The 13,717-nt window shown below is 73.5% G+C and carries 11 protein-coding genes; 5 read left to right on the top strand and 6 right to left on the bottom strand.

Going from position 1 to position 13,717, the window contains the following annotated elements; translation table 11 throughout:
- Positions 1-35: 35 nt before the first annotated feature.
- Genes AC3ANM_RS18405 through AC3ANM_RS18390 form a run of 4 tightly spaced genes read right to left on the bottom strand, consistent with a single transcriptional unit; the run spans position 36 to position 2,867 of the window.
- Positions 36-872, bottom strand: a complete 837-nt coding sequence (locus AC3ANM_RS18405; protein ID WP_488285861.1) for an ABC transporter permease — start codon at positions 870-872, stop codon at positions 36-38.
- Positions 869-1,666 carry an ABC transporter permease gene (locus tag AC3ANM_RS18400; RefSeq protein WP_488285860.1) on the bottom strand — a complete coding sequence of 266 codons (798 nt, stop codon included), beginning with the start codon at positions 1,664-1,666 and terminating at the stop codon, positions 869-871. Before AC3ANM_RS18400 ends, AC3ANM_RS18405 begins: the two co-directional genes overlap by 4 nt.
- Entirely contained in the window at positions 1,666-2,604 is a 939-nt protein-coding gene (locus AC3ANM_RS18395) for an ABC transporter ATP-binding protein (RefSeq protein WP_488285859.1), read from the bottom strand. The genes AC3ANM_RS18400 and AC3ANM_RS18395 overlap by 1 nt, the downstream gene beginning before the upstream one ends.
- Positions 2,605-2,639: 35 nt before the next feature.
- Entirely contained in the window at positions 2,640-2,867 is a 228-nt protein-coding gene (locus AC3ANM_RS18390; RefSeq protein WP_488285858.1) for a DUF3046 domain-containing protein, read from the bottom strand.
- Positions 2,868-2,997: 130 nt separating this feature from the next.
- Here AC3ANM_RS18390 and AC3ANM_RS18385 point away from each other — a divergent pair, with 130 nt between their 5' ends.
- Entirely contained in the window at positions 2,998-3,588 is a 591-nt protein-coding gene (locus tag AC3ANM_RS18385; RefSeq protein ID WP_488285857.1) for a winged helix-turn-helix domain-containing protein, read from the top strand.
- Complete coding sequence (locus tag AC3ANM_RS18380; protein ID WP_488285856.1) at positions 3,585-4,874, top strand: MFS transporter; 1,290 nt, start codon at positions 3,585-3,587, stop codon at positions 4,872-4,874. Before AC3ANM_RS18385 ends, AC3ANM_RS18380 begins: the two co-directional genes overlap by 4 nt.
- Here AC3ANM_RS18380 and AC3ANM_RS18375 read toward each other — a convergent pair.
- A complete protein-coding gene (locus AC3ANM_RS18375; RefSeq protein WP_488285855.1) occupies positions 4,829-5,392 on the bottom strand; it encodes a GNAT family N-acetyltransferase in 564 nt (187 codons plus the stop codon). The genes AC3ANM_RS18380 and AC3ANM_RS18375 overlap by 46 nt on opposite strands.
- 98 nt (positions 5,393-5,490) lie before the next feature.
- Between AC3ANM_RS18375 and AC3ANM_RS18370 the strand changes: the two genes are divergently transcribed.
- From AC3ANM_RS18370 to AC3ANM_RS18360, 3 genes are all read left to right on the top strand, one after another.
- Entirely contained in the window at positions 5,491-10,359 is a 4,869-nt protein-coding gene (locus tag AC3ANM_RS18370; RefSeq protein WP_488285854.1) for an ATP-dependent helicase, read from the top strand.
- Positions 10,360-10,425: 66 nt separating this feature from the next.
- Entirely contained in the window at positions 10,426-11,298 is an 873-nt protein-coding gene (locus AC3ANM_RS18365) for an Fpg/Nei family DNA glycosylase (protein WP_488285853.1), read from the top strand.
- A 278-nt stretch (positions 11,299-11,576) separates the two neighbouring features.
- Entirely contained in the window at positions 11,577-12,914 is a 1,338-nt protein-coding gene (locus AC3ANM_RS18360; RefSeq protein ID WP_488285852.1) for an HNH endonuclease signature motif containing protein, read from the top strand.
- Positions 12,915-13,333: 419 nt separating this feature from the next.
- On the opposite strand, the gene AC3ANM_RS18355 is transcribed toward AC3ANM_RS18360, so the two are convergent.
- The gene (locus AC3ANM_RS18355) at positions 13,334-13,639 is read right to left on the bottom strand and encodes a helix-turn-helix domain-containing protein (protein WP_488285851.1); all 306 of its coding nucleotides are present in this window, start codon (positions 13,637-13,639) and stop codon (positions 13,334-13,336) included.
- Between the last annotated feature and the right edge of the window lie 78 nt (positions 13,640-13,717).

Below are 13,717 nucleotides of genomic sequence, written 5' to 3'. Positions count from 1 at the left end.
CAGGCCGTCACGGCGCAGGCCGTCACGGCGCAGGCTCAGGACAGCAGCAGCTTCTCGATCCGGCGCGCGGTGCCGACCAGGCCGAGCAGGCCCATCACGACGAGGTAGCCGACGTGCAGGAGCAGGGTCGGGCCCACCTCGCCGAGCATGAGCATCCGCTCGAGCGCGACGCCGTGATAGAGCGGCGTCAGCTGAACCACCCACTGCACCGCCCCCGGGTAGGTCGCCAGCGGGAAGAACGTGGCCGAGAACAGGAACATCGGCTGGATCGCCAGCGTGACATAGTCGAAGTCGACCCACGAGCGCATGAACGTGGTGGCGAACATGCCCACCGCCGCGAACGCGAACCCGATCAGCGTCGCGGCCGGCACCGCCAGCAGCGCCCACCACGAGTGCACGGTGCCGGCGACGACCGCGACGGCGAGGAACGCTGCGGCATACAGGGATCCGCGGATGAGCGCCCAGCCGATCTCGCCCACCGCCACGTCGCGCGGCCCGAGCGGCGTGGCGAGGACGGAGTCGTAGAGCTTGGCGTACTTGAGCTTGAAGAAGACGTTGAACGTGGAGTCGAAGACCGCGCCGTTCATCGCCGAGCTGGCCAGCAGCGCGGGGGCGACGAAGTGCGCGTAGGGCACCACCGACCCGCCGTCGGTGGTGACCGTGCGCACGAGCGAGCCCAGGCCGATGCCGAGGGAGAACAGGTAGAACACCGGCTCGGCGAAGCCGGTGATGATCGCGATCCAGCCGTGGCGGAAGCTCATGACGTTGCGCTCGACGAGGATCCGCGCCATGCCGGCCCCCGCGGGGACCGGCAGCAGCCGCGCCACCCGCGAGGCGGCCGACGGGCGGGCGAGCGTGTCCTGCGCGGTCATGTGACGAGCCTCCCCCGGAAGGTGCGGCGCGCCACCCAGGCGCCGGCCGCGATGAACACGAGCAGGTATGCCGTGTGACCCAGCACCGCCAGCAGGTCCGGGACCCCGAGCGCGAGCGAGCGGTTGGCCTCGACGCCGTGCCACAACGGGGTCACCCACGCCACGGGCCGCAGCCACACCGGCAGCTGGCTGACCGGGAAGAAGGTGCCGGAGAACAGGAACAGCGGCGTGATGATGAACCGGAAGAGGATGTTGAAGCCGGAGTCGCCCTCCTGCGTGGCGGAGAAGGCGAAGATCGGCACCGCGAACGCCATGCCGGTCAGCAGGGTCACCGGCAGCGCGAGCAGGACCCACCACGAGGCCCACGCGCCGAAGCAGGCGCCGACCGCCATGAAGATGACCGTGGCGCCGGTGACCTGGGCCGCCACGTAGGCGAGGTGCCCGAGCAGCAGGTCGTCGACACCGATCGGCGTGGCGAGCATCGCGTGGTACTGCATCTGCCAGCGGATTGCGCCGAGCACCTGGTAGGTCGACTCCCCCATCGCGACCCACATCGCCTGTGCCGCAAGGATGCCCGGCACGACGAACTGCAGGTAGGGCACGCCGTCCACCCCGCCGGCGGAGTGGTTGACCAGGCTGCCCAGGCCCAGGCCCATGGACAGCAGGAACAGCAGCGGGGAGAGGAACCGGCCGAAGATCGAGCCGCGCCAGGTGCGCTTGTAGGCCGTGAGCCAGTAGCCGAAGACCGGTCGCCATCGCTGGGGCCGGGTCGCGGTCGGGGCGAGGACGGACATCAGTCGACCAGCGTCCGGCCGGTGAGGTGCAGGAAGACGTCCTCGAGGGTCGAGCGGCGCACCAGGGAGGACAGCGGCTGCAGGCCGAGGCGGTGGACTGCCGCGCCGGCCTCGTCGCCGTCGTCGGTGTAGACCAGCAGGCGGTCGGGCAGCACCTCGGTGCGCTCGCCGACGCCGGAGAGCTTGTCGGCGTAGGCGCCGTGGTCGTCCTCGGCGAAGCGGAGCTCGAGCACCTCGCGGGTGGAGTACTGCTCGATCAGGGAGCGCGGCGAGCCCTCCGCGACGATCCGGCCGTGGTCCATGACCACGAGGCGGTCGCAGAGCTGCTCGGCCTCGTCCATGTAGTGGGTGGTCAGCACGAGGGTCACCCCGGAGCGCTTGAGCCGGAACAGCCGGTCCCACAGCACGTGGCGTGCCTGCGGGTCCAGGCCCGTGGTGGGCTCGTCGAGCAGGAGGATCTCGGGTGAGTTGATGAGGGAGCGGGCGATCGTCAGGCGCCGCTTCATGCCGCCGGAGAGCGGCTCGACCTTGGAGCCGGCGCGGTCGGTGAGCTGGGCGAACTCGAGCAGCTCGGTGGCCCGCGAGCGCACCTCGCGCCGGGACAGGCCGAAGTAGCGGCCGTAGATCCAGATGTTCTCCTCGACGGTGAGCTCCTCGTCGAGGGTGTCGCGCTGGGGCACGACGCCGAGCCGGGCCCGGATGTCCGGGCCGTGCGTGGCGGGGTCCTGGCCGAACATCCGCAGCTCACCGCCCGTGGCCGGGGAGACGCAGCCGACCATCCGCATGGTCGAGGACTTGCCCGCCCCGTTGGGGCCGAGGAAGCCGAACGCCTCCCCCCGCCGGACCCCGAAGTCGATGCCGTCGACGGCGGTGAAGTCGCCGAAGGTCTTGGTCAGTCCGCGAGCGCTGATCAGGCTGTTGTCATCGGTCCCCGTCACAGCACCCCACGCTAGTGGCGACCTCCGACAGGGGATCAACCAGTTTTACGAGGCTTGTGGTCCTTGCCGAGCCGGCGGGCCTGCGGGACGTCCATGTCGTCGCACAGGGCGACCCACACCTCCCGGGGCCCGATGCCGGACTCGAGCGCCTGCATCGCAGTGCGGTTGCCGAGTGCCCCGAGGACGTGGTCGCGGGCGAGCGAGCGGGCATAGCCCTCCCCGAACTCGTCGTCCATCAGCCGCCAGAAGTCGCTCAACCGCACCGGGCGAGTCTCGCACAGAGGCCGGGAGCACCCCGACTCCCAGACCCCGCCCCGGCGCGCCCTCGGGATCTCCGCGGAAACTTTGCACAACTCTCTTTGCAAATACATCTTTGCGATCTACCCTCGACCCATGGCACGCAGCTTCGAACCCGACCCCGAGCGCGACCTCGTCCTCGACGCCTCGGCGATGAAGGCCCTGGCCCACCCCCTGCGGATGCGTCTGCTCAGCCTGCTCCGGGCGCATGGCCCGGCCACCGCCACGCAGCTCGCCGAGCGCGTCGGCGTCAACACCGGCGCCACCAGCTACCACCTGCGCCAGCTCGCGGGCGCCGGCCTCGTCGTGGAGGATGCGGAGCGGGGCAACGCCCGGGACCGCTGGTGGAGGGCGGCCCACCGTCGCACCTACATGCAGGGCAGCCACGGCCCGGACAACGCGGATGTGGAGGGCGCCTACCTCGGCGCCGTCGCGGAGGTCTACGCCTCCAACATGCGTCAGGCGATCGCCGAGCTGCCCACGCTGCCGAAGGCGTGGGACGACGCGACCACCCTGAGCAACTACGGCCTGCGCCTCACCGCCAAGGAGGCCGCCTCCCTGCTCCAGGACCTCGAGGCCGTCATCGCGCGCTACCGCGGCGCCGACTCCCCCGACCCGGCCCCTCGCGGCGCCAGGCGGGTCACCCTGCAGCTGCAGGAGTTCGTCACTCCCGGCAGCGGGTCGTGAGCCGGGTCGACGGCCCGGCGACGGGCACCCACCCCTCCCGGCGCAGCCTCTACGGCCTGCTCACGGCCTCGGTCATCTCGATCGCCGGCACGCGGGTCTCGGCCATCGCGCTGCCCTGGTTCGTCCTCACGACCACGGGCTCGGCCGCCCAGACCGGCCTGGTCGTGCTGTTCGAGCTGACGCCCTACGTCCTGGTCAAGGCCCTCGGCGGTCCCCTGATCGACCGCCGCGGACCACGCGTCGTCAGTGTGACCGCCGACGTCGTCAGCGCCGTGGTCGCCGGGCTCATCCCCCTGCTGTATGCGACGGGCCAGCTCACCTTGCCCGTCCTGCTGGGCCTGGTCGCGGTCCTCGGCTGCGCCCGAGGCCCCGGCGACGCCGCCAAGGCCTCCCTCGTGCCGGCGGTCGCCGACGCCACCGGCCTGGCGCTGGAGCGGATCACCGGCCTGGAGGGCACGGCCAACCGCACGGCCTCGATCATCGCGCCGGGCCTGGCCGGCGTGCTCATCGGCGCCATCGGCCCGGTGAGCGCGGTGCTGGCCGACGCCGTCAGCTTCGCCGTCGCGGCCCTGCTCGTCGGAGCCACAGCGCCGCGGCACAGCCCGCCCCACGAGGAGGTGAGCGAGGCGGCATACCTGCACCGGCTGCGGCAGGGCTGGGACTTCCTGCGCTCCGAGCCCCTGCTGCGGGCGGCGGTCGCGATGGTCGCCGTGACGAACTGGCTCGACGCGGCCTACGGCACCGTGCTGCTGCCGGTCTGGGTGCGCGACCACGGCCACGGCCCGGAGCTGATCGGCCTGCTCGGGTCGACGTTCGGCCTGACCGCGACCGTGGGCAGCCTCCTGGCGACGGCATGGTCGGCGCGGCTGCCCCGACGGCTGACCTACCTGGTCGGCTTCACCCTGTGCGGGGCGCCGCGCTACGTGGCGCTGGCCCTCGGCGCGCCGGTGCCGGTCCTCGTCGGGGTCGGGGCGGTGGCCGGGTTCGGCGCCGGGTTCATCAACCCGGTGATCGGGGCCGTCATGCTCGAGCGCATCCCCCGGCACCTGATCGGGCGGGTCAGCTCGCTGACCGACGCCGTGTGCTGGGCCGGCATCCCGCTGGGCGGGGTCAGTGCCGGCGCCGCGATCGCGCTGGTCGGCCTCTCCCCGGCCCTGGCGGTCGCCGGCGGGCTCTACTTCGTCACCACGCTGCTGCCGGGGCTGCGGCCGGAGTGGCGGGAGATGGACCGGCGACGGGGTCAGCGCAACCCGACGCAGTCCATGGCCCAGAACCGGTCCGGGTAGACCAGAGCGCCGGTCATCCACGGCTCGCGCGCCGGGCCCGTCACGACCTGGAAGGCGGCCTTCGGGATGCGCACGCTCGGGGAGGTGAAGCCGTGCGCCGCGCCCGGCTCGAAACCCAGCCGGGAGTAGTAGGCCGGGCTTCCCTCGAGGAAGACCGCGGGGGTGCCGGCGGCGCGGGAGGCCGCCACGGCGTGGGCGACGAGGGCTCCGCCGACACCTGTCCGCTGGTGCTCCGGGGCCACGGACAGCGGGCTGAGGACGTGGACCTCGACGAGCCGGGGCGCAGCGTCCACCCACCCGCGGGTGAGCATGACGTGGCCGACGACCACGCCCTCCCGCGCGGCGACGAAGGAGAGGCGGTCAGCGAAGGCGTCGGAGGACTGCAGCGCCTCGACCAGGTCGGCCACCCGTGCCCCCTCCTCCCCGAAGGCACCCTCGACGACCCGGCGGACGCAGGCCCGGTCGGCCGGGTCCGTGCTGTCCTGGGTGCGGATGGTCAGGCCAACGGGGCTCGTCATGGGCGTGAGGCTAGGACGACGACTCCCCGGGGGTCCACGAGGTTTCGGCGGTCGGCGTCGCGCCGCTGTCGGCGGCGGGTGGCAGGCTGTCTCCCACGATGAGCGCCGACGTCCTCGACCGCTTCTCCCCGGCCACCCGCGAGTGGTTCCGGGGCTCCTTCGCCGCGCCCACGACCGCCCAGGCCGGCGCGTGGGACGCGATCAGCTCCGGCGACCACACCCTGGTCGTGGCGCCGACCGGCTCGGGCAAGACGCTCTCGGCGTTCCTGTGGGCCCTGGACCGGCTGGCCTCCACTCCCCCGCCGGCGGAGGCGCTCAAGCGCTGCCGGGTCCTCTACATCTCCCCGATGAAGGCACTGGCCGTCGACGTGGAGCGCAACCTGCGCTCCCCCCTGGTCGGCATCGGCCACGCCGCCAGCCGCCTCGGCCTGCCGCAGCCGGAGGTCAGCGTGGCGGTGCGCTCCGGCGACACCACCGCGGCCGAGCGCCGCGTCTTCGCCCGGCAGCCGGCCGACGTGCTCATCACGACCCCGGAGTCGCTCTTCCTGCTGCTGACGTCCAAGGCGCGCGAGTCCCTCGCGGGCGTCGAGACGGTGATCCTCGACGAGGTCCACGCCGTCGCCGGCACCAAGCGCGGGGCCCACCTGGCCCTCAGCCTGGAGCGGCTGGATGCCTTGCTGGACAAGCCGGCCCAGCGCGTGGGCCTGTCGGCGACCGTGCGTCCGGTCGAGGAGGTGGCGCGCTACCTCGCCGGCGGCCGGCCCGTCTCGATCGTGCAGCCGGAGTCCACCAAGGAGTGGGACCTGCAGGTGGTCGTCCCCATCGCCGACATGTCGTCGCTGGGCGAGGTCACCGGCGACCTGTCCGGCCCCGCGGCGGGCGCCGAGCGACGCGCCTCGATCTGGCCCCACGTCGAGGAGCGGATCGTCGACCTCATCGCCGAGCACCGCTCCACCTTGGTCTTCGCCAACTCCCGGCGCCTCGCCGAGCGGCTCACCGCCCGGCTCAACGAGATCTGGGAGGAGCGTCTGGAGGCCGCGGCGGAAGCCGCCGGCGAGGGGGACCGTGAGCCGCCCGCGGAGGCGACGGCACGGCATACCCCCGCAGAGCTGATGGCACAGGCGGGTGCCAGCCGCGGCGCGGCGCCGGTGCTGGCCCGGGCGCACCACGGCTCGGTGAGCAAGGAGCAGCGCGCGCTCATCGAGGACGACCTCAAGGCCGGGCGCCTGCCGGCCGTCGTCGCGACCAGCTCCCTGGAGCTCGGCATCGACATGGGTGCGGTCGACCTCGTCGTCCAGGTGGAGTCGCCTCCGAGCGTGGCCAGTGGCCTGCAGCGGGTCGGTCGGGCCGGGCACCAGGTGGGCGCGGTCTCGCGGGGCGTGGTGTTCCCGAAGTTCCGCGGCGACCTCGTCCAGACCGCGGTGGTCGTGGACCGGATGCGCGCCGGGGGCATCGAGTCGCTGCGGGTGCCCGCCAACCCCGTCGACGTGCTCGCCCAGCAGGTCGTGGCGATGACCGCGATGGACGAGTGGGCGGTCGACGACCTCGAGGCGCTGGTCCGCCGGGCGACCCCCTTCGCCACGCTGCCGCGCTCGATCCTGGAGTCCGTGCTCGACATGCTCTCCGGGCGCTATCCCAGCGACGAGTTCGCCGAGCTGCGCCCACGCCTGGTCTGGGACCGCATCAGCGGCACCTTGAGCGGGCGGCCGGGCGCCCAGCGGCTCGCGGTCACCTCCGGGGGCACCATCCCCGACCGCGGCCTGTATGCCGTGTTCCTCGCCACCGGGGAGGGCACCGGCCGCCGGGTCGGCGAGCTCGACGAGGAGATGGTCTACGAGTCGCGTGTCGGTGATGTGTTCACGCTCGGCTCTTCCGCCTGGCGGATCGAGGACATCACGCACGACCGGGTGCTGGTCACCCCGGCGCCGGGCCAGCCGGGCAAGCTGCCGTTCTGGAAGGGCGACTCGCTGGGCCGGCCGGCCGAGCTGGGTCGCGCGGTGGGCGAGTTCGTCCGCGAGATCGTGGCGGCCAAGCCCGAGGCGGCGCGCGAGCGGGTGCGCGCGACCGGCCTGGACGAGTGGGCCGCCGACAACCTGCTGACCTACCTGGACGAGCAGCGGGAAGCCACGCGGCACGTGCCCGACGACCGGACGATCGTCGTGGAGCGGTTCCGCGACGAGCTGGGCGACTGGCGGGTGGCGGTGCACTCCCCGTTCGGCGCGCAGGTGCATGCGCCGTGGGCGCTGTGCGTCTCGGCCAGGATGCGGGAGCGCTTCGGCGTCGATGTGCAGGCGATGCACGGCGACGACGGCATCGTCTTCCGGCTGCCCGACATCGAGTTCGAGGAGGGGGCGGCGACGGTGGGGGCCGAGCTGCTCGGCCTGATCGCCCTCGACCCCGACGAGGTGCATGACCTCGTCACCGCCGAGATCGGCGGCTCCGCGCTGTTCGCCTCCCGGTTCCGCGAGTGTGCGGCACGGGCGCTGCTGCTGCCCCGCCGCCGGCCGGACCGCCGACAGGCCCTGTGGCAGCAACGCCAGCGGGCGGCCCAGCTGCTGGAGGTGGCCAGCAAGTACGCCTCGTTCCCGATCATCCTCGAGACCGTGCGCGAGTGCGTCCAGGACGTCTTCGACGTGCCGGGACTGTCCTCGCTCATGCGAGACATCGGGTCGCGGTCGGTGCGGCTCGTCGAGGTGGAGACGCCGACACCCTCGCCGTTCGCACGGTCCCTGCTGTTCGGCTACGTCGCGCAGTTCCTCTACGAGGGCGACTCCCCGCTGGCCGAGCGCCGCGCGGCGGCTCTGGCACTGGACCCCACCTTGCTGGCCGAGCTCCTGGGCCGAGGCGAGGGAGCCGCCCTGCGCGACCTGCTCGACCCGGCCGAGCTGGCGCGCACCGAGGCCGAGCTGCAGCGCCTGGCCGAGGGACGGCGGGCACGGGACGCCGAGGACGTGGCCGACCTCGTGCGGGTGCTGGGGGCGTTGCCGTTGGGGGCCATCCACGAGCGCTGTGTCGAGGGCGCCAGCACCAAGGAGGTCTCCAGCTGGCTGGTCGACCTGGAGAGCGACCGGCGCCTCATCCGGGTGCGGGTCGCCAGCGAGGAGCGCTGGGCCGCGATCGAGGACGCCGGACGGCTGCGGGATGCACTTGGGGTGGCCGTGCCGGTCGGGGTGCCCGAGGTCTTCCTCGAGGCGGTGCCGGACCCGCTCGGCGACCTGGTCGCCCGATACGCCCGCACGCACGGCCCGTTCACCCTGCACGACGTGGCGACCTGGTTCGGGCTGGGCACCGCGGTCGTCGGGGTCGCCGTGCAGCGCCTCGTCGGCGCCGGCCGGCTCATCGAGGGCGAGCTGCGCCCCGTCGAGGCCGGCGGAGGCGCCCACGGCACCGACTACTGCGACGCCGAGGTGCTGCGCACCTTGCGCCGCCGGTCGCTCGCGGCGCTGCGTGCCGAGGTGGAGCCGGTGCCGCCGGTCGACCTGGCCCGGTTCCTGCCCGCCTGGCAGGGAGTCGGGTCAGGGCTCCGCGGCGTCGAGGGGGTGATGCGAGCGGTCGAGCAGCTCGCCGGCGCGGTGCTGCCGGCCAGCGCCGTCGAGACGCTGGTGCTGCCGAGCCGGGTCAGCGACTACTCCCCGGCCCTGCTCGACGAGCTGACGGCCTCCGGCGAGGTGATCTGGCGCGGTCACGCCGCCCTGCCCGGCGACGACGGCTGGGTCTCGCTGCACCTGGCCGAGACCGCGCACCTGACCCTGGCCGAGCCCGACGCCTCCCTGGAGCTGGACGAGATGCACCGGGCGGTCCTCGACGCCCTCGCAGGTGGCGGCGCGTTCTTCTTCCGGACGCTCTCCGACGCGGTCGGCAGCACCGACGACGCCGCACTGACCCAGGTGCTCTGGGACCTCGTGTGGTCGGGTCACGTCTCCAACGACACCCTGACGCCGCTGCGCGCGCTGCTCTCCGGTGGCCGCACGGCGCACAAGCCCCGACGTACTGCCCCGCGTTCGACGCGTTACTCCGGCCGTATGGGAAGCCTCGGCGCGCTCTCGGGTGGGCGACGCCCGGCCGGCGGGCGGCCGGCTCTCCCCGCGCGCTCCGGGCCGCCCACGGCCGCCGGCCGGTGGTCGCTGCTTCCCGAGGTCGAGCCGGACGCCACGGTCCGGTCCTACGCCACGGCCGAGGTGCTCCTCGACCGCTACGGCGTCGTGACGCGCGGGTCCGTGGTTGCCGAGGGCGTGACCGGCGGGTTCGCCGGCGTCTACCGCGTGCTCGCCGCCGCCGAGGAGTCCGGGCGGGTGCGGCGGGGCTACTTCGTCGAGGGCCTGGGTGCGGCCCAGTTCGCCACGACCGGGGCGGTCGACCGACTGCGGGCGTTCAGCCGGCCGCTGCCGGAGACCCAGGAGTCGTGGGCTCCTGCGGCGATGGGCAATGCAGACCCGTGGGGGTCGGACGCCCCCGGTGCGCCCGTGCGCGGCTCTGGAGGGTTCGGTTCCGGACCTGGCTCTGGTGCTGGACCCGGCGCTCGCGCGGGTTCGGCTCCCGGTGCCGGCGCGTGGGCAGCGGGGCGTCGCGGTCCGCGGACCCCGGCTGGGCCTGCAGCCGTCGTCCTGGCCGCCTCCGACCCCGCCAACCCCTACGGCGCGGCGCTGCACTGGCCCGAGCGGGCCGGTGAGACCGCCGGACACAAGCCGGGGCGCAAGGCCGGCGCCCTGGTGGTCCTCGTCGATGGCGCGCTGGCGATCTACGTCGAGCGCGGAGGCAAGACGCTGCTGTCCTGGTCCGAGGAGCCGGCCGTCCTCCAGGCCGCCGCCGACGCACTGGCGCTGGCGGTGCGCGAGGGGGCCCTCGGTCGCCTCACGGTGGAGAAGGCTGACGGCGGTGCCGTGCTCGGCTCCGACCACCCGCTGGCCGCCGCGCTGGCCGAGGCCGGGTTCCACGCCACACCGCGCGGTCTACGGCTCCGTCGATGACGCACCAGTCTGTTCTTTCCGTCGGCACCGCCTGGTGGGGCACGCCCGCGGTGGTGGAGGCGGGTTGTGCCTGAGGGCGACACCGTCTGGCGCACCGCACATCGCCTCGACCAGGCGCTGAGCGGCCAGCCCCTCGAGGTGGCCGACCTGCGCTGGCCGGCCTTGGCCACCGTTGACCTGCGCGGTGCCACGACCCTCGAAGTGCTCAGCCGGGGCAAGCACATCCTGCAACGCCTCGACTCCGGCGTGACCTTGCACAGCCACCTGCGCATGGAGGGTCAGTGGCGCGTCGAGGCCACGGCGTCACTCACGCGACGACAGCTGTCCAACGACCGGCTGCGCGCAGTCCTCGGCACCGAGCGATGGACCGCCCTGGGGCTGCGTCTGGGCATGCTCGACCTTGTCCGCACCGCCGACGAGAGCTCCCTCGTCGGGCACCTGGGCCCCGACCTGCTGGGCCCCGACTGGGACGCCGAGCTGGCCTTGAGCAACCTGCGCCGGTCGCCGGACACCCCCATCGGCGCCGCCCTGCTGGACCAGCGCAACCTCGCCGGCATCGGCACGCTCTGGGCCGCCGAGTCCCTCTTCCTCCAGCGGCTGCACCCGTGGACCCCGGTCGGCGAGCTCAGCGACGCCGCCCTCACCGGCCTCGTGGAGCGGGCCAGCCGGTTGCTGGACGTCGCACGGCGCGGTGCCGTCCAGACCAGCACCGGGAGCACCCGACCCGGTGAGACGAGCTACGCCCACGCGCGGTCCGGCCGTCCGTGCCGCCGCTGCGGTCAGGCAATCCGCGTCGCGATGATCGGCGAGCCCCCGCAGGACCGCACGATGTTCTACTGCCCGAGCTGCCAGGGCGGGCTCGGGCCGACCGACGACGGCAGCCCCCAGCGCCCGCTGGGCTCCAGCCGGCGGCGGTCCCCCGGCGGCTACCGCCGGTAGCCCGCCCGCCCCCACGATCACGACAGAACCCAGTCCGTATGCCCGCACCGGACAAGCGTGCGTGCCGCATGCCGAGCTGCGCTCGGCGTCCGGTGAAGATAGCCGGCGAAGCACCCGCACGGCCGCGGGTCGTCCCGGGGCCCGTGAGGCAGGGGCCGGGGGCGGCACACGGCGGGGGCGTCAAGGCCAGATGCCGGTCGGCGAGGCCGCGCCGAAGTCCGGTCGGCGAGCCATGTCGAGGACGAAGGCCTGTCAGTGGTCGAATGTATGTTCGAATCATGCACCAGGGGGATCGTCACCAAGGGGCCGCGGCCAGCGGCTCCGGTGGTGTGCCCGGTTGCGGGGATCTCCCCGCGGCTGCGGGCGCGCAGGGCACTGGTGGCGACGTCGCGTCGTTCGCGGAGCGGTTCGCCGCGGTGGGAGCCGCGGTGCGCGCGCTGACCGGGCTGGTCGAGGTCGTCCATGAGTGCCAGGGGTCGGATCTGGGGCCGGCGATGGGCGGGCTGGATGAGTTGCGGCGCCTGGTCGAGGCGGCCCAGGTGACGGTGCTGGGTGAGGCGGTCGAGCGCGGCGAGGTGACCTCGTCGCACGCGTCGGCGGCGGCGTGGGTGCTGGAGTGGGCTCCGTCGTATCGCTGTGGTGGGGTCAAGGACCTGGTCACCGTGGCCACGGCGTGCACGGGGCGGCCGGTGGCTGCTGGGCAGGTGCTCGACCACGGGAGTGTGCAGCGGCTGCGGTCGTGCGCGCTGTCGGGGCGGGTCGGGGTGCGTGGGGCGGCGGTGGCGCTGGCGGAGATGCACAAGCTGGCGCCGCGGTTGACACGTGAGGCGATGCCGACGGTGTGGGAGGGGTTCTTGCACCTGGCGGCGACCGAGGGGCCGTCGGGGGTGCGGGGGTTGCGGGAGCGGATCATCGCCGAGCACGGCCGGGAGGGGGAGTTCCAGGTGCGTCAGGACCGGCTCAAGCACGGGGTGAGCCTGTCCCAGCCCCGCAGCGATGACGGGATGGTCGAGTACCTGCTGCGGCTGGACCCCGAGGGCGCGAGCGTGCTGGAGGCGGCAATCGGGCCGCTGTCCGCGCCGCAACCCGCGGACGGGGTCAGCGACCTCAGGAGCTCGGACCAGCGACGCGGGGATGCGTTGGTGGAGGTGTGCCGGCGGTCGGCGGCCGCGGGGGAGGATGTCTCTTCCCAGCCCAAGGCGATGGTCTACGTGACGATGGACCACGAGCAGCTGCGGGACGCCTGCGGGGCCGGGACGGTGCTGGGGAACGGGACCCTCCTGGGCCCGGAGACGGTCCGCAGGATCGCCTGCGACGCCGGGATCATCCCGGTTACCCGCGGCACCGACGGGGAGATCCTCGACCTGGGAAGGGCCCGGCGGCTGTTCACGCCGGCGCAGCTGAGGTACCTGTGGCTGCGCGACCAAGGGTGCACGATCCCGGGCTGCACGGTCCCGCCGTGGTGGTGCGACGGGCACCACGTCACCCACTGGGTCGACGGCGGGCCCACGGACCGGCTCAACGCGGCGTTGTTGTGCGGGCGGCACCACACGATCGTGCACCAGCGAGGGTTGACCGCCACGGTCACCGACACCGGCGTCACCTGGCACCTCTAGGGCACCCGCCCCGCACCCGGCCGATCGACGGCAGGGCCAGCGGAATGCCCGAAGGCCGGTTTGACCCCAGCACAGGGTGGGCTGGCACGGACCCCTCGCGCGAAGATCAGACAGGACGCATTCGTTCGCCAGTTCGACCTTCAGGCGGCGCGGCCATCACCCGACGCGGGCGATCTGGCGGCCCGACCATCAGACGGCGCGTGGATCACCCGGCCCGCCGCGGCCATCACCCGACCCAGGCGATCAGGCGGCCGACCACCGCGCGGCGCGATGGTCACACGGCGCGATGGTCACACGGGCGCGGCCATCACCCGGCGCGGGAGATCTGGCGGCCCGACCACCACGCGGCGCGAATATCGCACGACGCGGGCGATCAGGCGGCGTGATTCAGGCGGCCCGACGGTCAGCCTGCGTGACGATCAGGCGGCGGAGGCGGAGACCAGGCGGCCGGAGATCGGCGTGACCGGCAGGGCCACCGGAGCGCTCATCGCCTCGGACTCGGCAACCCGGTCGGAGACGTGGCTGAGGACCTGCGACAGCGGCAGGTTGAGGGCACCGCAGATCGAGGCGAGCAGCTCGGAGGAGGCCTCCTTCTCACCGCGCTCCACCTCGCTCAGGTAGCCGAGCGAGACCGACGCCGAGGCAGAGACCTCGCGCAGGGTGCGACCTTGAGCCTGACGCTGCTCACGGAGAACGTCACCGAGTTCACGACGAAGCAAGATCATGACGCCTCCTTCTCACGGCTCGGACTTGCGATGCTGCCCCACGGTACCGCGACGCCTCGGGGTAGCGCCTGCGGGACC

This window comes from Oryzihumus sp. JJN4-3R (assembly GCF_057747915.1).
This window is presented reverse-complemented; position numbering and strand designations above follow the sequence as displayed.